This is a genomic window from Rhodococcus maanshanensis NBRC 100610, from assembly GCF_001894865.1.
In the GTDB taxonomy this organism is placed as follows: Bacteria; Actinomycetota; Actinomycetes; order Mycobacteriales; family Mycobacteriaceae; genus Rhodococcus_G; species Rhodococcus_G maanshanensis.
The window spans coordinates 1-22,907 of record NZ_BCXA01000021.1; the positions used below are offsets into that span (position 1 = coordinate 1).

A 22,907-nucleotide genomic window follows, 5' to 3' on the forward strand; every position below is an offset into this window, starting at 1 on the left:
CGTCGGGATCCTGCGCGAGTGCCGCCACAGCCCGGCCCACATAGGTCGGGCTCTCCGAGATGGCGAAATGCGGGATCCGCTCGGTGGCGTCGCGCCAATTCGACTCGGTGACACCGAAGTTGTCCAGCATCATCTCCGACCGCAGCCAGCCAGGCGTGACCAGGACCGCGGTCGCACCGCGCGGGCCCAGCTCGTGGGCAAGCGCGAACGCCATCCGGCTGACCGCGGCCTTGGCCAGGTCGTAGAAGAACGACACCCGATAGTTGGCGGCGTTGTACTCGTCGGTCCCGTCGGTCACCTCGACGACCAGGCCACCGGGGGTCTCCAGGAGGAGCGGGATCGCGAAATGGCTGGTGATGGCGTGGGTGTCGACGCCGAGCCGCAGGTACCGCAGCCCCACGTCGAGGGACGACTCCCACACCGTCTTGTCCCACTCCATCTCGGTGGCTCCCCAGATGTCGTTGACCAGCACGTGCAGGGCGCCCTGCTCGGCCCGGATCCGCTCGACCAGCGTGCCCACCTCCTCGGGCACCAGATGGTCGACCCGGACCGGGATCCCGCGACCGCCTGCCGCGTCCACGAGGGCCGCCGTCTCCTCGATCGTCTCCTGCCGGTTCATCTCCGACCGCTGCGACCCGCTGGTGCGGCCGGTGATGTAGACGGTGGCGCCCGCCGCACCGAGCGCGGCGGCGATCCCGCGCCCCGCGCCCCTGGTCGCACCCGCGACCAGCGCGACCTTGCCGCGCATCAGGAGGTTCCGCCCGCCGCGGTCGCGGGGATGATCACCGCGACCATGATCGCGGCGTTCACGGCCTCGACCGTCCTGCGGACAGCGGCCCCCGCCCACTCACCGTCGGCGATCTCCTTGGCCCGCTTCTTGATTGCGCGACGGTCACCGTCCGGGATGACCTTGGGCGCCGCATCGACGGCGGAGAGCAGCGAGATCAGTGCGGCGGTCCGCTCGGTCGGGGTGGCGCCGTCCATCAGGGCCGCGCCCAGCTCGTCGCGGACCGCACGCTCGTGGCTCTCGTCGACCGCGGGCCACACCGTGGTCGGGAAGATCCCGAGCAGACGCCCGTTCGACTCGCGGACCCAGCCCCTGTCGACGATCCGTTGGACGAGCGCCTCGCGGAGCCGCTGGTCGATCTTCTCGATGGCGCTCTCCGGCTTGAGCGGCTTCGAGTCCCGGATCCGGGCGACCGCGCCCGCGAGGATCGGGTCCTCGGGCGGCGCGTCATCGCTCAGCACGAGCCTGCCCTTCTTCACCTCCTCACCCTCCCCGGCCGGGCGCACCACGCCACCAAGCGCGAGTTCGAGGAGCACGGCCCCGGCCAACGCCCTCGGCAGCGCGGTGCTGCCGATCAACGGCTTGCCGGATTCGTCGTCGAGCAGGAGCAGGAGCAGATCTTCGGCGAGCAAGGTCATGCGTCCACGGTACGTCGGCTCGACGGGGCAGGCGGTAGCTCGAGGCCCGAGCGCCGTTCACCGACGCTTCGCTGCCGCCCGGCGCAGGCGACGTCCGCGGCGGAGCCAATCGCACTGCCGCACCGACCCGGTCACCTACCCTGTAGTGCGCGTCACACCTGCGGAGCGTTGAGAGGACACGAGTCGATGAGTTACGCCGAGGCCTACCGTGAGAGCGTCGAGCAGCCCGAACGCTTCTGGCTCGATGCCGCCGACGCGGTCGACTGGGATGTCGCCCCAACCCGCGCCCTCGATGCCGACGACGCCCCGATGTACCGCTGGTTTCCCGGTGCCACGCTGAACACCTGCTTCAACGCGCTCGACCGGCACGTCGCCGCCGGCCGCGGCGAGCAGGCGGCGCTGATCTACGACTCCGCGATGCTGGGCACCACCCGCACCTACAGCTACGCCGAGCTGCTCGACGAGGTATCGCGTTTCGCAGGCGCGCTGGCCGCGCAGGGCGTCACGGCGGGCGACCGGGTGATCGTGTACATGCCGATGATCCCGGAGGCCGCGATCGCGATGCTCGCCTGCGCCCGCATCGGTGCGATCCACTCCGTGGTGTTCGGCGGTTTCGCGGCCGCCGAGCTGGCCGCCCGCATCGACGATGCCGAGCCGAAGGCCCTGATCACCGCGTCCGGCGGACTCGAACCGGGCCGGACCATCGAGTACCTGCCGATCGTGGAGCGAGCGCTCGGGTTGACCGCGAACGCTCCCGGCACCGTGATCGTGAAGGACCGCGAGCAGATCCCGGGCTCGGCGAGCGATGTCGCGGGCTGGCTGGACTGGGACGCCGCGGCCGCCGCCGCCGAGCCCGCAGGCTGCGTGTCGGTCGCCGCGACCGATCCGCTCTACATCCTGTACACCTCCGGTACCACCGGAAAGCCGAAGGGCGTGGTCCGCGACAACGGCGGCCACGCGGTGGCGCTGGCCTGGTCGATGCGCAACCTCTACGACATCGGCCCCGGCCAGGTGATGTGGACGGCCTCCGACGTCGGCTGGGTCGTCGGGCACTCGTACATCGTCTACGGCCCGCTCCTGGTCGGCGCGACGACGGTGCTCTACGAGGGCAAGCCGGTCGGGACCCCCGACGCCGGCGCGTTCTGGCGCGTGATCGGCGACCACGGCGTGCGCGCGCTGTTCACCGCGCCGACCGCGATCCGGGCGATCCGCAAGGTCGATCCCGACGCGAAAGAGATTGCGCAGTACGACATCTCCTCGCTCGAGACGCTGTTCGCGGCCGGTGAGCGGCTCGACCCCGACACCTACGAGTGGGCAACCGCGAAGCTCGGCATCCCCGTGATCGACCACTGGTGGCAGACCGAGACCGGCTGGGCCATCTGCGCGAACCTGCGCGGGCTCGAACCGATGCCCATCAAGGCCGGCTCCCCCACCGTGCCGGTGCCCGGCTATCACGTCGAGATCCTGGACGGGGAGGGCGCGCCGGTGCAGGCAGGCACCGAGGGCAACATCGTCATCGAACTGCCGATGCCGCCCGGCACGCTGGCCGGGCTGTGGCGCGACGAGGACCGGTACGTCAAGTCCTACCTGGCGACCTTCCCCGGCTACTACCTGACCGGCGACTCCGGCTACATCGACGCCGACGGGTACGTGTACGTGCTCGGCCGCAGCGATGACGTCATCAACGTTGCGGGGCACCGCCTCTCGACCGGGAGCATGGAGGCCGTCGTGGCCGGGCACGCCGCCGTCGCCGAGTGCGCGGTGATCGGGATCAAGGACGAACTCAAGGGACAGCGGCCGAGCGGATACGTCGTGCTCAAGGCGGGCGCCGACATCGACCCGGAGCAGCTCCGGGTGGAGCTGGTGGCCATGGTGCGCGACCAGATCGGCGCCGTCGCGACCTTCCGCGACGTCACCGTCGTGCAGGCGCTGCCCAAGACCCGATCCGGGAAGATCCTGCGCAAGACGATGCGACAGATCGCCGACCACGACGAGTACACCGTCCCCTCAACCATCGAGGACCCCGCGGTGCTCGACGCGCTGGCCCGATTGCTGGGTGGACGGGACACCTAGGACGGTCGGGGCACGCGGGGGAAGAAGAACCCGGTGCGCGCCTGATACTCGGCGTAGCCCGGGCGCCGCGACATCGATCTCTCGAGAAGCCTGGCACCGGTGGCATACACGAGGAAGTAGGTCATCAGAAGCGGCGACGCGATGGTGAGCGGCCCGGGCCAGACGCTCGCGGTCACCAGCCACAACCCCCACCACACGCACGCGTCACCGAAGTAGTTCGGATGACGGGTCCATGCCCACAGACCGGTGTCCATGACCCGGCCGCGGTTGGCGGGCTCGGCCTTGAAGCGCGCCAGTTGGCTGTCCCCGACGGCCTCGAAGGCGAATCCGACGAGCCACACCGCCACACCGAGCCCGAGGACCGCGCGCGCGGCGCCGCTGGTGGCGCCGAGCACCGCGGACAGCTGCAGCGGCACCGACACGAACCACTGGGCGGCTCCCTGGGTGAGGAAGATCTTCCGAACCACCACCGCGGTGCGCGAACCCGCCGACCGGGCGAGCAGCTCCTCGTAGCGGGGGTCCTCGCCGCGTCCCCTCGACTTGGCGTGCATGTGCCAGCTCAGGCGCAGGCCCCACACCGCGACCAAGAGCGCCACCAGGATCCGGCGCGTCACGTCTCCCCCGCCGATCGTCGCAGCCACCACCGCAACCAGGACGAAGCCCAGGCCCCAGGACACATCGACCACGTTGTAGCGGCCGATCCTGCGGCCGATCGCGAACGTGCCGGCCTGCAGCAGCGCCAGCACCACCAGGCCGGTGACGCTGACCGCGGCGAAACCAGCGAGCCCGGTGGCGTTCACCGCGGACCGGTCCCGCGGTCGAGCACGATCTGCTGGACGTCGAGGTAGGCCGAACGGAACCCCGCCTCGGAGTATGCGAGATAGAACAGCCACATCCGCCGGAAGATCTCGTCGAATCCGAGCGCGGCGACCTCGGCGCCGCGCGCGGCGAACCGCTCCTTCCACAGCCTCAGCGTTTCCGCGTAGTGCAGACCCATCGACGTCAGCTCCCGCACCCGGAGTGTCGTGTGCCGCGAGGTGACGGCCTCGATCGCCTGCGTCGACGGCAGGCAACCGCCAGGAAAGATGTACTTGTGCACCCAGGTGTAGGTGTCCCGGGTGGCCAGCATCCGGTCGTGCGCCATCGTGATCGCCTGCAACGCCACCGTGCCGTCCGGTGCGAGCAGTCGGTCCAGCGTGGCGAAGTACGTCTCCCAGAACCGATGGCCCACCGCCTCGATCATCTCCACCGAGACGATCGCGTCGTACTCGCCCTCGACCGCGCGATAGTCGAGCAGATCGATCCACACCGAGTCGGCGTGCCCGGCCTCGGCCACGCGACGGCGCGCCAGTGCCTGCTGCTGCGTCGACAACGTGACCGAGCGGACCGTGGCTCCCCGCCGCGCGGCGCGGATGCAGAGCTCCCCCCACCCGGTTCCGATCTCGAGCAGCCGGGTGCCCGGTCCGACGCCCGCGGCGTCGAGCAACCGATCGACCTTGCGGCGCTGTGCATTCGCGAGCTGGTCCCAGCCGATCTGTCCCCCGTCGAACAACGCGGCGGAGTAGGTCATCGTCTCGTCGAGGAAGAGCTCGAACAGTTCATTGGACAGGTCGTAATGTCGGGAGACATTCGACCGCGCGTTCTGTTCGGTGCCGAGCTCGCCTGCGGGCTGCGCGGCGGCGAACAGCCTGCGGAGCCGCTGCAGCGGGCGCGGGACCAGCGTCTCCACGCCCGCGGCGAAGGCCGTCAGCACCGCGGCGAGGTCCGGCGCGGTCCAATCACCCGCCATGTAGGCCTCCCCGAACCCGATCAGCCCGCCGTCGGCGAGCCGCGCGGCGAACGCGTCCGGTCTCCGGATGATCATGCGCGGCAGAATGTCTCGGCGGTCACCCGCCCCGACGATCGCGCCGTCCGGGTACTCGACGCGGATCTCGAGGCGACCTGCCGCGCGGCGGAACAGTCGATCGGCCCCTGCCGCGAGAAATCGCGCGCGCGGCCCCGCGGGTGTATCCGCGAGGCCCGGCCAGATCCGGTCGTCAATGTCGGTTCTCACCCTCTCCGCGGTCACGGTGCCCTCTCCTTCTCCTCGGTGGCGGGCCGGGGCGCGATGGGTACCCCGCGCGCCCACAACCTGATGCCCTGCACTCTGATTCGCGCCGCGACCACCAGCGGGGCCAGCGGCGCCGCCAGGAGTGCGCACACCACGTTCGCGGTGGTCGCGGGCCGTCGGCGGCCGCGCATCGTCGCGGCGAACGGCGCCCGCCCGTACCGGTGCAGCACGACACGGACGTCCAGGACGTCGGCGGGTTCCGTCAGCCGCATCGAATAGACGCCGTCGACCTCGTTGAACGGCGAGACGTAGAACCGCTTGTCGGTCTCGGCGCGACCGTTCCGATCGGTGCGGACGAGGTAGCAATGCCTGCCCCCGTAGGTGTTGTGCACCTCGGCGAGCACGCAGCGCAGGTCACCGTCGGTGTCGTGACACCAGAACAGGCTCAACGGGTTGAACACGTAGCCCACGACCCGCGCGTTCATCAGCGCCGTGATCTGCCCACCCCGCAGGTCGATGTCGTGCGCGGCCAGCACGGCATCGACGCGGCCCCTGAGGGTTCGGCCCGCGCCTGCCTCGAGATGGTCCTCCGCCCGGAATCCGGCGAACGGCCGGAGCCACCACGGCAGGCGGGGCAGCGCGTCGAGGTCGACGAACCAGCTGTAGCTGCGGTAGCGGAAGGCGTTGTGGACGGGTTCGGTTCGGACGTGCCGGATCCTTGTCCGGTAAAGGGCGGCGGACCCGTTCACCGCGCTGCCTGCCGAACCGTTGCGGCCGCGTCCGTATCCCACACTCCGCCGAGCCGTTCGGCTGCGCGCACACCGGAGATCGCCCCGTCCTCGTGGAACCCCCAACCGTGATAGGCGCCTGCGAACGCGACAGTCTCCGAGCCGAGGTCCGCCAAACGGGACTGCGCTGCGACGGACTCCGGTGTGTAGATCGGATGCTCGTAGGTCATCTCCGCGATCACCGACCCCGGGTCCACCAGGTGCGATCCGCCCAGCGTCACGAGGAATCGGCGGTCGGTGACCGAGTCGATGCGCATCAAACGGGTCAGGTCGTAGGTGACGATGACGCCGTGCGGGCCGACGCCACGCTCGGGGATCAGGTAGTTCCAGGAGGCCCGTGCCCGCCGTGCCCGCGGCAGCACGGACTGATCGGTGTGCAGCTGAGCGTGATTGGTCGAGTAGGGCATCGCGCCAAGTACGGACCGCTCGAGTGCGGAGGCGCGGCCCCCGAGCATCGCCAGTGCCTGATGCGGGTGCACGGCGACGACGACGGCGTCGAAGTAGCGCACCTCGCCGGTCGAGTCGATCACGCACACCCCGTCGCGGCGATCGATCCGTGTCACCGCCGTGCCGGTGAGCACCTCGTCGATCCGCGATGTGATCTTCTCGACGTAGGTCGACGATCCACCGGTGACGGTCCGCCATGGCACCGAACCGTAGACGGTCAGCATGCCGTGGTGGTCGAGGAAGGTGAACAGATACCGCGCCGGGTAGCTGCCGGCCAGCGCGGGGTCGCAGGACCACACCGCCGCCACCAGCGGCGTCATGAAATGGTCGAGGAAGTACCGGCTGAAGCGGTGCCGGGCGAGGAAGTCGGCGAGTGTCTCGTCCGAGTCGGGGCCGTCGACAGGCCCGCCGAGGACGCGGCGGGCGGACCGGTGGAACCTCGTGACCTCCGCCAGCATGCGCCAGTGCCGCGTACGCCGCAGGGCGCCCGCGGTCGGGAACAGCCCACCCAGGCCCAGTGCGCCTGCATATTCGAGGCCGTTGACGTCCGACCGGATCGACATCGACATGTCCGATTCCTGGGTCGCGACGCCGAGCTCGGCGAACAGTCGGCACAGCGTGGGATACGTCCGGTCGTTGTGCACGATGAACCCGGTGTCCAGTGACACCGACTGCCCCGTGTCGAGGTGCACCGTGTGGGTGTGCGCGTGCCCGCCGAGCCGGTCGTCGGCCTCGTACAGGGTGACGCGATCCCGACGGGACAGGACGTGCGCGGCGGTCAGGCCGGCGACGCCGCCACCGATCACGGCGACGTTCCGGTCCGCGGAGAGGCTGTCCATAGGAGTGCTTCGGAGCAGGGCCGGGTTCGGATGGGAGGTGACTCGGACCAATCCGGAGGACCGTCCGCTACGAACCACCTCACATGACGAGGAAATCGCTCATCCGCACGGCCGGCGGCCTGTTGGCAACCGGCGCGGTGGTGCTCCTCGCGGCGCCCGCCGCCGCCGCACCACTGGCCCCGGTCCCGTCGCTCGACGTGCAGCGCTACCTGGGTACGTGGCATCAGCTCGCCGCGGTGCCGCAGCCGTTCAGCCTGAACTGTGCACGCGACACCGAGGCCACGTACACGCCGCTCGACGCGCAGAACGTGCGCGTCGAGAACAGCTGCACCACATGGGCGGGCGGCGACAACCGCATCGTCGGCAACGCCAGGGTGAACGACCCAGCCACCATGGCGCAGCTGCATGTGAGCTTCCCCGGGGTGTCCACCCAGGACTCGCCGGACGGACCGACGAACTACATCGTGAGCCATATCGCCGACGACTATTCGTGGGCGTTGGTCGGGGACCCGGGCCGGTTCTCCGGATTCGTCCTGTCGCGGTCGGCTTCCGCCTCCGAGGAACGCTGGCGCGAGATCCGCACGGTCGTCGAATCCCGCGGGTACAACTCGTGTCTGCTGCTCACCTCGCCTGCGACCGGAGGGCGCGAGGACATCCGTCCGCTGTGCACGGTGTGACCGGCGCCGGGCTGGCTCAGGATACGAGAGAGCGCTGTCGAGCCGCGGCGCCCGCGATGTTGTTGACCATGCCCTTGAAGATCACCCCGTGGAACGGGAGGATCGCGTACCAGTAGGCGCGCCCCGCGAGGCCACGGGGAAAGAAGACTGCCCGCTGATCGAGCCGGGCGGTGCCTGCGGCGGCGGGATGAACCCGCCACTCGAGCCACGCTCCTCCCGGCGCGCGCATCTCGGCCCGCAGTCGCAGCAGGCTGCCGCGCTCGATCCTCTCCACGCGCCAGAAATCCAGTGCGTCTCCGGTCTGGAGCCGCCGCGCGTCCCGGCGGCCGCGGGACAGACCGACTCCCCCGACCAATCGGTCGAGCCAGCCGCGGACCGCCCATGCGAGCGGGAACGAGTACCAGCCGTTCTCTCCGCCGATGCTCTCGACCACCTGCCACAGCGTCCACTGGTCCGCCTCGCACACCCTGCTGCGCTCGTCGGTGTAGACCACCTCCCCGGCCCAGTCCGGGTCGGACGGCAGCGGGTCCGAGGGTGCGCCCACCGGTGACGCGTTGGCCCACGTGGTCTCCACCTCCCCCCGTTCGATGCGGCCGAGCGCCAGGCGCACCGCGTCCCGGTACGGGGTCAGCCCCTCCTCGGGCGGCGGGATGACCGCGTCGATGCCGTGTTCGACCATGACGGCGTCGTTGTGGAGCGACTCGATCAGGGCCCGCCCCAGCGCGGCGGGGATCGGCGTCACGAGCCCGATCCACAGGCCGGCCAGCCTCGGTGTCAGCACCGGGAGCACCACGATGCGGCGGTTCGCCAGGCCCGCGACCTGCGCGTAGACCTTCATCATGTCGCCATAGCGCATCACGTCCGGTCCCCCGATGTCGTAACTGCGGCTGCGCGGAAGCGGGGCCTCGGCCGCCGCGATCAGGTAGTACAGGACGTCCCGGACGGCGATCGGTTGGATGCGGTTGTCCACCCACCTCGGTGTCGTCATCACCGGCAGCCGATTGGTCAGGTGCCGGATCATCTCGAACGACGCGGATCCGGACCCGATGACCACGCCTGCCTGCAGCACCATCGTCGGGATGCCGGAGTCGACGAGGATCTGCCCGACCTGCTTGCGGGAGCGCAGGTGCGGCGACAGGTCGGACGAGGTCGGGTGCAGTCCACCGAGGTAGACGATCCGCGCCACGCCCGCGGACCGCGCGGCCGCGGCCACGTTCAGCGCCCCGCGACGCTCGGTCTCGATGAACTCGGTGCTGGTGCCCATCGAGTGGACGAGGTAGTAGACGACGTCGATGTCCGTGAACGCCCCCGCCAACGATGCGGGATCGTTCAGGTCACCGCGCACGACCTCCACGTCGGGCGCCCACGGCACGTCGTGCAGCTTGTCCGGCGAACGCACCAGCGCCCTGACCCGGTGGCCTGCCGCGAGCAGCCGCGGGGTCAATCGGCCGCCGAGGTAGCCGGTCGCGCCCAGGACCAGGACGTGGGCGCCGCTCATGGTGGGCCGATCGTCCGGCCGAGCTGATGGCGCAGCACGGACTCGAGCTCCTGGTGCCGGAACCCGTGCCCCGCGAGCGCGAGCCTCGTCGGGACCACGTGCTGATCGGCCTCGGCCAACTCGCGGGCACCCCGCTCGCCGAGCAGCAGGCGGGGACCGAAGCCAGGGACCGGCAGCACCGCGGGACGGTGCAACACCCGCGCGAGGGTTCGTGTGTAGTCGACATTGCGGACCGGGGCGGGCGCAACCGCGTTGACCGGGCCGCGGAGAGAGTCGTCGAACAGAACCCGGTGATAGACGTCCACGAGGTCGTCGAGCCCGATCCACGACAGCCACTGACTGCCGTCGCCGATCCGTCCGCCCAACCCCGCCGAGAACAGCGGATGGAGCAGCGCGAGGGTGCCGCCCCGTGCGGACTGCACCACCCCGGTGCGCACCCGGACGACCCTCAGCCCGGCCTCCTCCGCAGGCCCGGTGGCCGCCTCCCAGTCGTCCACCACGTCGGCGAGGAACCCGTCGCCGCGGGAGCTGTCCTCGGACAGGAGCTCGTCGCCGCGATCGAATCCGTAGTAACCGATCGCCGAGGCGGACACGAAGGTCCGCGGACCGCCCTCGGTGCGGCCCGCGAGCCCGGCCAGCAGGCGGGTCGGCCCGACGCGGCTGTCCCGGATCGCCCGCATGTGCGCCGCGGTGAATCGCCCGGCGATCGACGCCCCCGCCAGGTGCACCACGGCGTCCACGCCCGCCAACAGGTCCGCGGCGGGGTCCGCGGGATCCCACCGTCGTTCGTCCCGCGTCCGCGGTGCGCGCCGCACCAGGCGGATCACCCGGTGCCCGCCCGTGCTCAGGAACGCGGTCAGCGCCGAGCCGACGAGACCGGAGGCCCCGGTGACTGCCACCACCGCGGGCCGGACACCCCGCTCGCTCGCCCAGCGGTGTGCGGCCAGGTCACCGGCCAGCTGGCGATGCCGGTAGGCGAATGTCGACCGCAGCAGGAACTCCGGCACCGGGGTCTCGACCCGGTCGATCACCCGGGTCGATCCCGCGGTGACCTCGGTGAAATCGTGAATGTGCCTCCAGGACAGGGTGGCCAGGACCGGGAGCGACGCGAGCCCGTCGGCTGCGAGTTCGTCGACGAAACGATGGGGCGGGTCGTACGCGGCGCCGTCGTGGCGGGCGACCCAGCGCAGGCCGGCCGGCAGTGCGAGCACCGCCCTTCCCGTGGCGAGCGAATCCGCCTCCGACACGATCCGCAGCGGCTGCCACGGCGGTGACAGCCGGGTGAAGGCGCCCGGCCTGCCGTACCAGGCGAAGACCGCGGCTCGGGGCGTGTCCACCACGCTCGAGTACACGATGCCCATCGTTCGACCCTAACCCCGTTTCAGCTCGCCGTAGCGGGCCAGCGCCTCCCCGCGCTCGACGGCGTGATCCACGATCGGGTCCGGGTAGCCGCGCGGGCGACCGTCCTCCAACGTGTGTACCCGGACTCCGGCGATGCCGCGCAGTTCCGGCACCCAGCGGCGCACGTAGTCACCGTCGGGGTCGAACTTCTTCCCCTGACTGATCGGGTTGAACACCCGAAAGTACGGGGCCGCATCGGTTCCCGATCCTGCGGTCCACTGCCAGCCGTGCTGGTTCGAGGCCAGGTCACCGTCGATCAGGTGCCGCATGAAGTACCGGGCCCCGCGCCACCACGGCAGGTGCAGGTCCTTCACGAGAAAGGACGCGACGATCATCCGGACCCGGTTGTGCATCCAGCCCTCGGCCAGCAGCTGACGCATCCCGGCGTCGACGATCGGGTACCCGGTCCGGCCGGTACACCAGGCCGACCACGCCGAGTCCGCGTCGGGTCCGCTGTCGTACCGCATCGCGTCGAAGCGCGGGTCGTAGTTGCGCCGCGCGGTCTCGGGACGGTGGTGCAGGACGTCGGCATAGAAATCGCGCCAGGCCAGCTGCCGCCGGAACGCCGCGGGCCCGGTGCCGGGCCGACCGGCGAGATCGGCGAGCATCGTGCGCGGGTGAATGCATCCGTACTTGAGATACACCGACATTCGGCTCGTGCTGTCGAGATCCGGCCGGTCCCGGCCTGCGTCGTAGCCCGCCAGGTCGTCGTCCAGGAACTCCGCCCATCGGGCGAGCGCCGCCCGCTCCCCCGCCATCTCTCGGCTCGCGGGGCCGGTCCGCGGAATCGGCACCCGGGCCGACAGCGCCGGATCCAGCCACGAGACCGTGCGCGCGGACGTCTCCGCGGGCCCACGCCAGCCGTGGTCGAGCCAGCGCCCGAAGTACGGGGTGAAGACCCGGTACGGGCCGCCGTCGGCCTTCGTCACCCGGCCCGGCGCCACCGCGTAGGGCGAACCGGTACGGACGAGGTCGACCTCCCCCGCCACCGCGTCGTCGCGGTCACGCCCATACGGACCGAAGTCGGCGCTGACGTGCACGGTGTCGGCGCCGAACTCCCTCGCCACCTGCGGCACGACGACCCGTGGGTCGCCCCTGACCACACACAGCCGGCCACCGAGGTCCTCGTCGAGCGCCGCCAGGCTGCCGTAGAGGAAGTCGCGGCGCGCGGCTCCCGACGGTCGCAGCAACGCCTCGTCGAGCACGAACAGCCCGAGCACCTCGTCCCCGGCGGCCGCCGACAGCGTCGGGAGGTCGCCGGTGCGCAGGTCTCGCCGGAACCACACGATCGCTGGGCCCATGCCTGCATTTCTACACCGAGGGCACGGCACAATGGCGTGGTGACCGAACCCGCCAACGCCACCGTCCTCGTCGTGGATGACGACGAGGACGTACTCGTCTCCCTGCGACGGGGCCTGCGCCTGTCCGGCTTCACGATCCTGACCGCGTCGGACGGGGCCGAGGCGCTCGGCGTGGTCGCGGACCGCTCCCCCGACGCCATCGTCCTCGACATGAACATGCCGGTTCTCGACGGCGCGAGCGTCGTCACGGCGCTGCGTGCGATGGGCAACGACATCCCGATCTGCGTGCTCAGCGCCCGCGCCTCGGTCGACGACCGGGTGTCGGGGCTCGAGGCGGGCGCCGACGACTACCTCGTCAAGCCCTTCGTGCTCGCCGAACTGGTCGCCCGCATCCGCGCGATGCTGCGCCGCAGGACGACGCCGCCCGTCGCGGCGGCGCCGCCGCAGGGCGCGATCACCGTCGGCCCGTTGACCGTCGACCTGCTGGGCAGGCGGGCCAATGAGGGCGACCGCGAAATCGAGCTCACCAAAAGAGAATTCGAGCTGCTGGCCATTCTCGCCCGCAACAGCGGCGTCGTGCTGAGCCGGGAGCGGCTGCTCGAACTCGTGTGGGGCTACGACTTCGTCGCCGACACCAATGTGGTCGACGTGTTCGTCGGCTACCTACGACGCAAGCTCGAATCGAACGGCTCGCCCCGCCTCCTGCACACCGTCCGCGGAGTCGGGTTCGTGCTCCGGGAAATGCCGTGAAGCGCGGGCACTCGTACTCGCTGCGGGTCCGGGTGGCGGCCGCCACCGCCCTCGGCGCCACCATTATCGTCGCGCTGCTCGGCGTCTTCGTCGCGCTCGCCATCTCCCGCAACAACATGAGCCAGCTCGACCGCAGGCTGGAGACCGCCGCACGGGTGCTGATCGTCAACATCGGCACCGCCTCGATGTTCCTGCCCAGGTTCGGCGACGCGGGCGCGTTCGCCGTCACGATCCGAAACGACGGCACACTCGCCGCCAGCACCCCCACCCAGCTACCCGAGCTGCCCGAGGGCGCCGCCACGGTGAACGTCGATCACACCGCGTACCGGGTCAACACCACGGCGGTGGCCGGCACGAACACGACGGTCTCGCTGGCGGTGCCTGCCGCCGAGGCCAAGGACGTGACCGCGGAGCAGCAGCAATGGGTGCTGGTGGCCGGGCTGCTCGCGATCGCCGCCGCTGCGGGGCTCGGCTGGATCTTCGGCGGCCGGGCCGTCCGCCCGATCGTGCAGCTCACCCATCAGATCGGCGACGGACCCCCGCACGAGGGCCCGCCGCCGAAGGTGTCGGGGGTCCGCGAGGCCGAGGAACTGGCCGACGCCATCGAGCTCATGCTGCGGCGCATCGCCGAGGCCCAGTCCCAGACCACCGCCGCACTCGACACCGCACGCGACTTCTCCGCCGTCTCCGCGCACGAGCTGCGCACCCCGCTGACCGCGATGCGCACCGACATCGAGGTGCTCAGCACCCTCCAACTCGACGAATCACAGCGGGCCGAGATCCTCGCCGACCTGGCCAGGACCCAGGGCCGCGTCGAGGCCACCCTGTCCGCGCTCGAACGCCTCGCGTCCGGGGAACTGTCGAGCGAGGACGACCACGTCCCGACCGATGTCGTCGAGCTCTGCGACCTCGCCGCCCAGGACGCGCGGCGGCACCACCCGGACGTGCAGGTCCAGGTCGAATCCGAGCCCTCACTGGTGATCCGGGGCCTGCCAGCCGGCCTGCGGCTGGCACTGGACAACGCCATCGCCAACGCGATCCGGCACGGCGGCGCCACGACCGTGGTCCTCGCCGCCCGCCGCACGTCCCCTGACACCGTCACGATCACCGTCGACGACGACGGCGCCGGGGTGCCCGAGGCCGAGCGTGAGGCGGTCTTCGCGCGCTTCTACCGCGGCACCGGCGCCAGCAAGGGCGGCTCCGGGCTCGGCCTCGCGCTCGTGGCGCAGCAGGCGCAGCTGCACGGCGGCCGCGCGTATTTCGAGGTCAGCGGCCTGGGCGGGGCCCGATTGGTACTGGAGTTCCCCTACCGGCCGTGAGCCGGGGGATGTGCGATCTCCCCTGAGCGAGTAACGATGGTGGGCGGCACGCCCCCCCCCGAACCGGGCGGTCGCCTTCATCCCTAGACGACTCGCGAAGGGAAGAGCAATGCTCACCAGGAGAAATGTCCGTGCGCCCGCCGCACTGCTGATCGCCGGAGCCGCCGTCGCTGGCAGCCTGCTCGCCGCGCCGGTTGCCGGCGCCGCCACCCCGATGGGCGGTCAGATCGGGACCGACCCCGCGTGCGGACCGGTGGCCGCGGGCCCAACGGGGACCATCAAGATCCACAACGCACAGACCCCCAGCGGTCTGGGCGGGATCATCGTGAGGAACTTCTTCCAGTTCCCCGGTGGCACGACACCGTCGGTGAGTCTCGATCCGGGCGACATCAGGACGATCATCGTCACAACCGGCCCCGCGGCAGGTGGCTTCGGCATCGGGCAGGTCGGCGGCAGCTACCAGCTGCCGGGCGGGATCACCTGCGTCCTGAACGTACCCCTGGTCCTCGAACCCTGAGTACGCGAAAGGCCCCGTACCGCAACGCGATACGGGGCCCTCCGAGGCAAAGATCTACTAGGTGTCCAGCAGGTCGATGACGAAGACCAGGGTCTTGCCGCCGAGCGGGTGACCCGAGCCGGCCGGACCGTACGCGAGCTCCGGCGGCACGGTCAGCTTGCGGCGACCGCCCACCTTCATGCCGGGGATGCCCTCCTGCCAACCGGGGATCAGCCGGCCGAGCGGGAACTTCACGGACTCGCCCCGCTGGAACGAGGAGTCGAACACCTTGTTCGTGTCGTACTCGACGCCGTGGTAGTGGACGTCGACGACTCCACCGGGCTGCGCCTCCGCGCCGTCGCCGACGGTGATGTCCTCGATGACCAGCTCGGCCGGGGCCGGGCCGGTCGCGGGCTCGATGACCGGTGCGGCGGGCGGAACCACGACATCGAGCAGGTCGATGACGAAGACCAGGGTCTTGCCCGAGAGCTGGTGCCCGGCGCCTGCCGGACCGTAGGCCAGCTCGGGCGGGATGGTGAGCTGTCTGCGCCCACCGACCTTCATGCCGGGGATGCCCTCCTGCCAGCCGGCGATGAGGCCGGACAGCGGGAAGTTGATGGACTCGCCCCGACTCCACGAGGAGTCGAACTCCTCGCCGGACTCGAACTCCACCCCGAGGTAGTGGACCTCGACCTTGGCGCCGGGGGTGGCCTCCGCACCGTCGCCGACGGTGATGTCCTTGATCACGAGCTCGGTCGGCGGGGGGCCGTCCTGGAACTCGATCACGGGCTCGTCACTCATCCGAGTCACCTGCTTCCAAGGTCGATGTAGTTGCGCTCGGTGTAACCGGTGTAGATCTGACGCGGGCGGCCGATCTTGGTGGCCGGGTCCTCGTGCATCTCGCGCCAGTGCGCGATCCAGCCGGGCAGCCGGCCCATCGCGAACAGCACGGTGAACATGCGCGTCGGGAAGCCCATCGCCCGGTAGATCAGGCCGGTGTAGAAGTCGACGTTCGGGTACAGCTTGCGCTCGATGAAGTAGTCATCGGTGAGCGCCGTCTCCTCGAGGGACTTGGCGATGTCGAGCAGTTCGTCGTCGCCGCCGAGCTTGCTCAGGATGGTGTCCGCGGCCTTCTTGACCAGGGCCGCGCGCGGGTCGTAGTTGCGGTAGACGCGGTGACCGAAGCCCATGAGCTTCACGCCGTCTTCCTTGTTCTTGACCTTGCGGACGAACTCCTTGGCGTCGCCGCCGTTCGCCTTGATCTCGTCGAGCATCTCGAGCACGGCCTGGTTGGCGCCGCCGTGCAGCGGGCCCCACAGCGCGTTGATGCCGGCGGAGACGGACGTGAACAGGTTCGCGTCCGACGAGCCGACCATCCGGACCGTCGAGGTGGAGCAGTTCTGCTCGTGATCCGCGTGCAGGATCAGCAGCATGTCGAGGGCCTTGGCGATCTCGGGATCGACCTCGTACGGCTCGGCGGGGAAGCCGAACGTCATACGCAGGAAGTTCTCCACGAGCGAGAGGGAGTTGTCCGGGTACAGGAACGGCTGCCCGACGGACTTCTTGTACGCGTAGGCCGCGATGGTCGGCATCTTCGCGAGGAGACGGGTGGTGGACAGCTCCACCTGCTCCGGATCGTCGGGGTCGAGCGAGTCCTGGTAGTACGCGGACAGCGCGTTGACCGCGGAGGACAGCACCGGCATCGGGTGCGCGTTGCGCGGGAAGCCGTCGAAGAACCGCTTGAGGTCCTCGTGCAGCAGCGTGTGGCGCTGGATGCGGGTCGTGAAGGCGGCCAGCTCGTCGACCGAGGGCAGCTCGCCGTAGATCAGCAGGTAGCTGACCTCGAGGAAGGTCGAGCCCTCCGCGAGCTGCTCGATCGGGTAGCCGCGGTAACGCAGGATTCCCTTTTCGCCGTCGATGTAGGTGATCGCCGACTTGGTGGAGGCGGTGTTGACGAATCCGGGATCCAGGGTGGTGTACCCGGTCGCGGACAGGAGCTTGCCCAGCTCGATGCCGTCATTGCCCTCAGTTGCTCGGGCAATCGTCATCGCATGTTCGCCACCGGGGTAGCTGAGCGTCGGTGTGGTGTCATCGGCAGCGGGCACGAAGGATCCCTCTCAAACTCGGATCAGCGAGTAGCACTATCAGTCGGATAGAACCTAGTCTCTGTTACGCCAACTTGCCCAGGGAGGGTCCGCGCCGAGTGGGATTTGCCACTAGAGCGCGCCGAGACCCCAGGCCCCCGTCCAGGTCTCGCCGGGCCGGAGCACCACCTGGTCGATGCCCGAATTGAACGCGTCCGGCGGGCAGGTCATCGGCTCGATCGCCAGGGCACGGCCGCGGCCCGGATAGCCCTGGCCGCGCTCCGGATCCGCCGTGAACACCTGGATCCAGCCGAACTGGCGGTCGGTCCACAGCACCGCGCCCGACCCGTCCGGCGCGCGCAGCTCGTGCCGGGCACGACCGTCCGGATCCGGGACGATCGAGCTGAACGGCGTGTCCAGCCAGACCCCTTCGAGCGAACGCGGTGCGGTGAAGTCGAAGTCGGTGCCGTAGACGGACTCGGAGTTGCCCACCGGCAGCATCCGCTCCTGGTCCAGCGGCAGCCGGGTGCCCGCGGTCAGCCGCAGGGTGCACTCGTCGAGCGGGGTGTCGCCGGCCCGGACGAAGGTGTGCACGCCCATCCCGAACGGCGCGGGCATCGCCCCGATGTTGGCGGCCGTGTGCGTGACGGTCAGGCCCGCCGGGCCCAGCTCGTGCGTGGTCGTGAGCTGCAGCGGGTAGGGCCAGCCCTTGTGCAGGCCGACGCGGATGCTCTGCCGCACCCTGGTCGGGGTGTGCTCCTCGAGCTCCCAGTCGTCGCGGCGGACCAGCCCGTGGATCGCGTTGTTCCTGGCGGGTTCGGTGATCGCCAGCTGGTGTTCGACGCCGTCGAAGATGAAGTAGCCGTCGCGAATCCGGTTCGGCCACGGCGCGAGCACCAGGCCCGCGGACAGCGGCGCCTTCTCCCCGACCGGCGATGTCTCGGTGAGCGGCCTGCCGCCGATCTCGAGCAGCCGGAGACCGGCCCCGCGGGAGACGACCTCGGCGCGGTAGTCACCGTGCTCGATCTTGAAGCTGCGCACACCGGACGAGCGAACGGCGCCGTTGACGGACTCAGACATGACACGACTCGCACATGGCACACAGTGTCCACCAATCGGCGCGCGACGGCACCCATCCCGCCAAAGCCGCCGCCCCGGACGATCAGTCGCGCCGCACCCGATACCGCAGGAACATCGGGAAGGCGAGACAGGCCAGCCCGACACCGATCACCACCAGCACCCCGCCGCCAGCCGCGGCGACCGCCGTGCCGAAGGCGAAGGCCGCCGCGCCGTGCAGGACGTCGCCGATCCGCGGCCCGCCCGCGACCACCACGATGAACACCCCCTGCAGCCGTCCGCGCATCTCGTCGGTCGCCACCTGCTGGAGCATGGTGCTGCGGAACGCGGCCGAGACCATGTCGACGGCACCGCCGAACGCGAGGAAGCCGAGGGCGACCCACAGCAGCACCGGGCTGCCGTCAGGGGTGGCGAACCCGACCGCGACACCGAAGCCCACCATCGCCAGGCCCCACGCCACGATGCAGGCCACCACGGCCCTGCCCTGGTATCTGACCCCCGGTAGCCAGCCGGAGAACACGCCGCCGATCACGGCGCCGGCCGACATGGCCGCGAACAGCAGGCCGAGCGCGGCACCGCCGCTCAGCGGGTCGCCGAAGCTCTCGTGCGCGATCTGGGGGAACAGCGCCCTCGGCATGCCGAAGACCATCGCGATGATGTCGACGACGAACGACGCGAGCAGCACCTTCTGCGTGGACAGGTACGCGAAGCCGTCGAGCACCGCCCGGAGGCCTGCCCTCGTGGTGGGTCCGGTCGGCGGCAGCGCGGGCAACCGCAGCACCGCCCACAGCGTCGCCATCAGCGCGATCGCGTCGACCAGGTAGAGCACCGCCAGCCCGGTCAACGGGACGAGCACGCCCGCCAGCAGCGGGCCCGCGATCGCGCCGAACTGGAAGACCGTCATGTTGAGCGAGTTGGCGGCGGGCAGCGCCCGCGAGGGCAGTAGTCGCGGGATGATCGCATTGCGGGTCGGCGAGTTCACCGCGAAGAACGCCTGCTGCAGCGAGAACAGCGCCAGCACCAGCCAGACGTTGTTCACCCCTGCCGCGGCCTGCACCCAGAACAGCACCGAGGTGACCGCGAGCCCGATCGTCGTGATCGTCATCAGCCTGCGGCGGTCCATCACATCGGCGAGCGCGCCGCCCCACAGCCCGAAGACAACGAGCGGGACCAGCCCGAACAGGCCGGTCAATCCGACATAGGCCGAACTCCTGGTGATCTCGTAGACCTGGAGCGGCACCAGCACGACGCTGATCTGGGCGCCGATCACGGTGACGATGCTCGCCACCCACAGCCGACGGAAGTCCTGGTTCTGCAGCGGCGTGACGTCGGCCAGCAGCCGCCTGCGGGTGACCTCGGTCAAGGCTGCAGTCGCTCCGAGGTCCAGACGCCGTCCGTCAGCGTGGTCTTCACCCGGTTGTGCATCCGGTTCGCCCTGCCCTGCCAGAACTCGACGCTGTCCGGCCGGAGCAGGAAGCCACCCCAGTTCGGGGGCACCGGCACGTCGTCGACGTCGGCGAACCTGGCCGTGACGTCGGCGAGCTGCGCCTCGAGCGCGCCGCGCGAGTCGATGGGACTCGACTGGCGCGAGGCCCAGGCCCCGAGCTGAGACCCGCGTGGCCGGGTGCGCCAGTACTTCTCGGTCACCGCCGGGTCCACCCGGGAGACCGATCCCCTGACGGTCACCTGGTGGGCGAACGCGATCCAGGAGAAGGTGGCCGACGCATAGGGGAAGGCGGCCAGTTCACGCGCCTTGTTCGACTCGTAGTTGGTGTAGAACACCAGCCCGTCCTCGGAGAGCCCCTTGCACAGCACCGTCCGCGAGGCTGGCCTGCCCGCGGCGTCGACCGTGGCCAGCACCATCGCGTTGGGCTCGGCGATACCCGACGAGCGGGCCTGGTCCAGCCACCGGCGCAGCAGCGGGTACCACCCTCCTCGCAGCGATCCCGCACCGAGATTGCCCTCCGGCACAGCAGGATTCGGGTCCTGGTGTGCATAGCCGACCCGCATCGCGGCGAGATCGGGGTTCGCGGCGGACTCGGGCTCGGAATCGGGTGACACAGCCGATGACGTTACTCCCGGGTACGTGCCGCTCACCCACGCCACGCAACGGGCTAGAGTTTGACCTGACCCACCCTGTCGACCATGGATCGCACCCGCGATTCCCGCGACGCAGGGCTACCAGTCACGGCGGCGTAGAGCCTGCACACCATGCATGCGCCCCGCACGACGGCGATGACTTAGGCGGAGCAGCCCGGACCGGGCGAATACCGAAGACGACGAGGAGAGTCCACGAGCAATGGCAGCGAGCGCGGCAGTACCCGAGGATTTTGTCAGCGGTCTCGAGGGCGTCGTCGCCTTCACCACCGACATCGCCGAGCCTGACAAGGACGGTGGCGCGCTGCGCTACCGCGGGGTCGACATCGAGGACCTGGTCGCTCGCGGCGTCACCTTCGGCGACGTCTGGGCCCTGCTCGTCGACGGCCAGTTCGGCCAGGGCCTGCCGCCCGCCGAGCCGTTCCCGCTGCCGATCCACACCGGCGACGTCCGCGTCGACGTGCAGGCCGGCCTGGCCATGCTCGCGCCGATCTGGGGATACCAGCCGCTGCTCGACATCGACGACGACACCGCCCGCGAGCAGCTCGCGCGTGCCTCGGTGATGGCGCTGTCCTACGTGGCGCAGTCGGCCCGCGGCGTCTACCAGCCCGCCGTGCCGCAGAAGGTCATCGACGAATGCCCCACCGTCACCGCACGTTTCATGACCCGCTGGAAGGGTGACCCGGACCCGGCGCACACCGAGGCCATCGACGCGTACTGGGTCTCCGCCGCCGAGCACGGCATGAACGCCTCCACCTTCACCGCCCGGGTCATCGCCTCCACCGGCGCCGACGTCGCGGCCTCGCTCTCCGGCGCCATCGGCGCGATGTCCGGCCCGCTGCACGGCGGCGCCCCGGCCCGCGTCCTCCCGATGATCGAGGAGACCGAGAAGAGCGGCGACGCCCGCGCGCTGGTCAAGGGCATCCTGGACCGCAAGGAGAAGCTGATGGGCTTCGGGCACCGCGTGTACCGCGCCGAGGACCCCCGCGCCCGCGTGCTCCGCGCCACCGCCAAGCGCCTGAACGCGCCCCGCTACGAGGCCGCCGCCGCACTCGAACAGGCCGCCCTCGCCGAGCTGCGCGAGCGTCGCCCCGACCGCGCGATCGAGACGAACGTCGAGTTCTGGGCCGCCGTCATCCTCGACTTCGCCGAGGTCCCGGCGCACATGATGCCCGCGATGTTCACCTGTGGCCGCACCGCGGGCTGGTGTGCGCACATCATGGAGCAGAAGCGTCTCGGCAAGCTGGTCCGCCCGGCCGCCATCTACACCGGACCCGAGCCCCGCACCCCCGAGTCCGTCCAGGGCTGGGACCAGATCGCAGGCTGATTCGGGCCCTCTACCCGTTCGCATCACCAAAACGAGAAGGAACTCGAACCGATGACCACCCCGATCATCCCCGCCGACCTCAAGCCCGTCGATGGCAGATTCGGTTGCGGACCGTCCAAGGTCCGCCCCGAGCAGCTCCAGTCGCTCGTGGACGTGGGCGCCTCGGTGTTCGGCACCAGCCACCGTCAGAAGCCGGTCAAGGACGTCGTCGCCCGGGTGCGTTCCGGCCTGGCCGACCTCTTCTCGCTGCCCGAGGGCTACGAGGTCGTGCTCGGCAACGGTGGCACCACGGCGTTCTGGGACGCGGCCGCGTTCGGCCTGATCCGCGAGAAGTCCCTGCACCTGACCAACGGCGAGTTCAGCTCCAAGTTCGCGTCGGTGGCCAAGGCCAACCCGTTCATCGGTGACCCGATCGTCGTCTCGGCCGAGCCGGGCAGCGCGCCCGCGCCCGTGTCGGACCCGTCGGTCGACCTCATCGGCTGGGCCCACAACGAGACCTCCACCGGTGTCGCGATCCCCGTGTCGCGTCCGGCCGGCTCGGAGAACGCGCTCATCGCGATCGACGCCACCTCCGGTGCGGGCGGCCTGCCGGTGAACATCGCCGACTCGGACGTCTACTACTTCGCCCCGCAGAAGTGCTTCGCCTCCGACGGCGGGCTGTGGATCGCGATCATGAGCCCGGCCGCCCTTGCCCGCGTCGAGGAGATCAAGTCCACGGGCCGCTGGACCCCGGACTTCCTGTCGCTGCCGATCGCGGTGGACAACAGCTCGAAGGACCAGACGTACAACACGCCCGCGCTGGCCACCCTGCTGCTGTTCGCGAACCAGATCGAGTGGATGAACAGCAACGGCGGCCTGGACTGGGCCACCAAGCGCACCGCCGATTCGTCCTCGCGCCTGTACAACTGGGCCGAGGCCAGCGAGTTCGCCACCCCGTTCGTGGCCGATCCGGCGCACCGCTCGCAGGTCGTCGGCACCATCGACTTCGACGACAAGATCGACGCCGCCGCGGTGGCGAAGATCCTGCGCGCCAACGGAATCGTGGACACCGAGCCGTACCGCAAGCTCGGCCGCAACCAGCTGCGCGTCGGCATGTTCCCGGCGATCGACCCCGAGGACGTCACCGCGCTGACCAAGAGCATCGACTGGGTCGTCGGCCAGCTCTGAGTCGAACCCAGCACATCGGTCAGCCCCCGGCACTTCCTGCCGGGGGCTGACCGCTTTGTGACGCGAGTTGCTCTCACGGCGACTTGGCGCA

At 70.3% G+C, this 22,907-nt stretch carries 21 protein-coding genes and 1 pseudogene; 7 read left to right on the top strand and 15 right to left on the bottom strand.

The window, feature by feature from the left end; translation table 11 throughout:
- The coding region (locus RM1_RS11220; RefSeq protein WP_072751432.1) for an SDR family oxidoreductase at positions 1-748 on the bottom strand (748 nt) is incomplete at its 3' end.
- On the bottom strand, positions 748-1,425 hold the full coding sequence (locus tag RM1_RS11225; protein ID WP_072751433.1) for a GOLPH3/VPS74 family protein: 678 nt from the start codon (positions 1,423-1,425) through the stop codon (positions 748-750). The genes RM1_RS11220 and RM1_RS11225, both read right to left, overlap by 1 nt.
- A 186-nt stretch (positions 1,426-1,611) precedes the next feature.
- On the opposite strand from RM1_RS11225, the gene RM1_RS11230 reads away from it, so the two are divergent.
- A complete protein-coding gene (locus RM1_RS11230) occupies positions 1,612-3,498 on the top strand; it encodes a propionyl-CoA synthetase (protein WP_072751434.1) in 1,887 nt (628 codons plus the stop codon).
- On the opposite strand, the gene RM1_RS11235 is transcribed toward RM1_RS11230, so the two are convergent.
- From RM1_RS11235 to RM1_RS11250, 4 genes are read right to left on the bottom strand one after another with little or no spacing between them, the layout of a single operon-like run.
- A complete protein-coding gene (locus RM1_RS11235; RefSeq protein WP_072751435.1) occupies positions 3,495-4,298 on the bottom strand; it encodes a DUF1295 domain-containing protein in 804 nt (267 codons plus the stop codon). The two genes, RM1_RS11230 and RM1_RS11235, sit on opposite strands and share 4 nt — an antisense overlap.
- A complete protein-coding gene (locus tag RM1_RS11240) occupies positions 4,295-5,551 on the bottom strand; it encodes a class I SAM-dependent methyltransferase (protein ID WP_245816232.1) in 1,257 nt (418 codons plus the stop codon). The genes RM1_RS11235 and RM1_RS11240 overlap by 4 nt, the downstream gene beginning before the upstream one ends.
- Positions 5,552-5,562: 11 nt before the next feature.
- The gene (locus RM1_RS11245; RefSeq protein ID WP_072751437.1) at positions 5,563-6,339 is read right to left on the bottom strand and encodes a DUF1365 domain-containing protein; all 777 of its coding nucleotides are present in this window, start codon (positions 6,337-6,339) and stop codon (positions 5,563-5,565) included.
- Positions 6,294-7,622, bottom strand: coding sequence for an NAD(P)/FAD-dependent oxidoreductase (locus tag RM1_RS11250; RefSeq protein WP_072751438.1), 1,329 nt, complete (start codon positions 7,620-7,622; stop codon positions 6,294-6,296). Before RM1_RS11250 ends, RM1_RS11245 begins: the two co-directional genes overlap by 46 nt.
- Before the next feature lie 83 nt (positions 7,623-7,705).
- Here RM1_RS11250 and RM1_RS11255 point away from each other — a divergent pair, with 83 nt between their 5' ends.
- Positions 7,706-8,299 carry a lipocalin family protein gene (locus RM1_RS11255; protein WP_072751439.1) on the top strand — a complete coding sequence of 198 codons (594 nt, stop codon included), beginning with the start codon at positions 7,706-7,708 and terminating at the stop codon, positions 8,297-8,299.
- 16 nt (positions 8,300-8,315) lie between these two features.
- On the opposite strand, the gene RM1_RS11260 is transcribed toward RM1_RS11255, so the two are convergent.
- Genes RM1_RS11260 through RM1_RS11270 form a run of 3 tightly spaced genes read right to left on the bottom strand, consistent with a single transcriptional unit; the run spans position 8,316 to position 12,499 of the window.
- Positions 8,316-9,797, bottom strand: a complete 1,482-nt coding sequence (locus RM1_RS11260; protein WP_072751440.1) for an SDR family oxidoreductase — start codon at positions 9,795-9,797, stop codon at positions 8,316-8,318.
- Positions 9,794-11,158 carry a TIGR01777 family oxidoreductase gene (locus RM1_RS11265; RefSeq protein ID WP_072751441.1) on the bottom strand — a complete coding sequence of 455 codons (1,365 nt, stop codon included), beginning with the start codon at positions 11,156-11,158 and terminating at the stop codon, positions 9,794-9,796. The genes RM1_RS11260 and RM1_RS11265 overlap by 4 nt, the downstream gene beginning before the upstream one ends.
- Positions 11,159-11,167: 9 nt before the next feature.
- Positions 11,168-12,499, bottom strand: a complete 1,332-nt coding sequence (locus tag RM1_RS11270) for a cryptochrome/photolyase family protein (RefSeq protein WP_072751442.1) — start codon at positions 12,497-12,499, stop codon at positions 11,168-11,170.
- A gap of 39 nt (positions 12,500-12,538) precedes the next feature.
- Between RM1_RS11270 and RM1_RS11275 the strand changes: the two genes are divergently transcribed.
- The 3 genes from RM1_RS11275 to RM1_RS11285 all read left to right on the top strand — a co-directional run bounded on the left by RM1_RS11275 (position 12,539) and on the right by RM1_RS11285 (position 15,085).
- Positions 12,539-13,249 (top strand): response regulator transcription factor, encoded by a 711-nt coding sequence (locus RM1_RS11275; protein ID WP_072751543.1) that lies wholly within the window; start codon positions 12,539-12,541, stop codon positions 13,247-13,249.
- A complete protein-coding gene (locus RM1_RS11280; RefSeq protein ID WP_245816234.1) occupies positions 13,246-14,568 on the top strand; it encodes a sensor histidine kinase in 1,323 nt (440 codons plus the stop codon). The genes RM1_RS11275 and RM1_RS11280 overlap by 4 nt, the downstream gene beginning before the upstream one ends.
- Before the next feature lie 109 nt (positions 14,569-14,677).
- Positions 14,678-15,085 (top strand): hypothetical protein, encoded by a 408-nt coding sequence (locus tag RM1_RS11285; RefSeq protein WP_072751443.1) that lies wholly within the window; start codon positions 14,678-14,680, stop codon positions 15,083-15,085.
- 57 nt (positions 15,086-15,142) lie between these two features.
- On the opposite strand, the gene RM1_RS26780 is transcribed toward RM1_RS11285, so the two are convergent.
- From RM1_RS26780 to pdxH, 6 genes and pseudogenes are all read right to left on the bottom strand, one after another.
- On the bottom strand, positions 15,143-15,484 hold the full coding sequence (locus tag RM1_RS26780; RefSeq protein ID WP_245816252.1) for an FKBP-type peptidyl-prolyl cis-trans isomerase: 342 nt from the start codon (positions 15,482-15,484) through the stop codon (positions 15,143-15,145).
- 30 nt (positions 15,485-15,514) lie between these two features.
- Positions 15,515-15,865: pseudogene (locus RM1_RS26785) on the bottom strand (FKBP-type peptidyl-prolyl cis-trans isomerase); the annotation flags it as partial.
- A gap of 5 nt (positions 15,866-15,870) precedes the next feature.
- The gene (locus RM1_RS11295) at positions 15,871-17,169 is read right to left on the bottom strand and encodes a citrate synthase (protein ID WP_072751445.1); all 1,299 of its coding nucleotides are present in this window, start codon (positions 17,167-17,169) and stop codon (positions 15,871-15,873) included.
- A gap of 111 nt (positions 17,170-17,280) precedes the next feature.
- A complete protein-coding gene (locus tag RM1_RS11300) occupies positions 17,281-18,228 on the bottom strand; it encodes an aldose 1-epimerase family protein (protein ID WP_072751446.1) in 948 nt (315 codons plus the stop codon).
- 82 nt (positions 18,229-18,310) lie between these two features.
- Complete coding sequence (locus tag RM1_RS11305; RefSeq protein WP_072751447.1) at positions 18,311-19,588, bottom strand: MFS transporter; 1,278 nt, start codon at positions 19,586-19,588, stop codon at positions 18,311-18,313.
- The gene (gene pdxH, locus RM1_RS11310) at positions 19,585-20,235 is read right to left on the bottom strand and encodes a pyridoxamine 5'-phosphate oxidase (RefSeq protein ID WP_072751545.1); all 651 of its coding nucleotides are present in this window, start codon (positions 20,233-20,235) and stop codon (positions 19,585-19,587) included. Before pdxH ends, RM1_RS11305 begins: the two co-directional genes overlap by 4 nt.
- Positions 20,236-20,524: 289 nt before the next feature.
- Between pdxH and RM1_RS11315 the strand changes: the two genes are divergently transcribed.
- Positions 20,525-21,649, top strand: coding sequence for a citrate synthase 2 (locus RM1_RS11315; RefSeq protein ID WP_027500950.1), 1,125 nt, complete (start codon positions 20,525-20,527; stop codon positions 21,647-21,649).
- 51 nt (positions 21,650-21,700) lie between these two features.
- Positions 21,701-22,816 carry a phosphoserine transaminase gene (gene serC / locus RM1_RS11320; RefSeq protein WP_027500951.1) on the top strand — a complete coding sequence of 372 codons (1,116 nt, stop codon included), beginning with the start codon at positions 21,701-21,703 and terminating at the stop codon, positions 22,814-22,816.
- Positions 22,817-22,907: the final 91 nt, after the last annotated feature.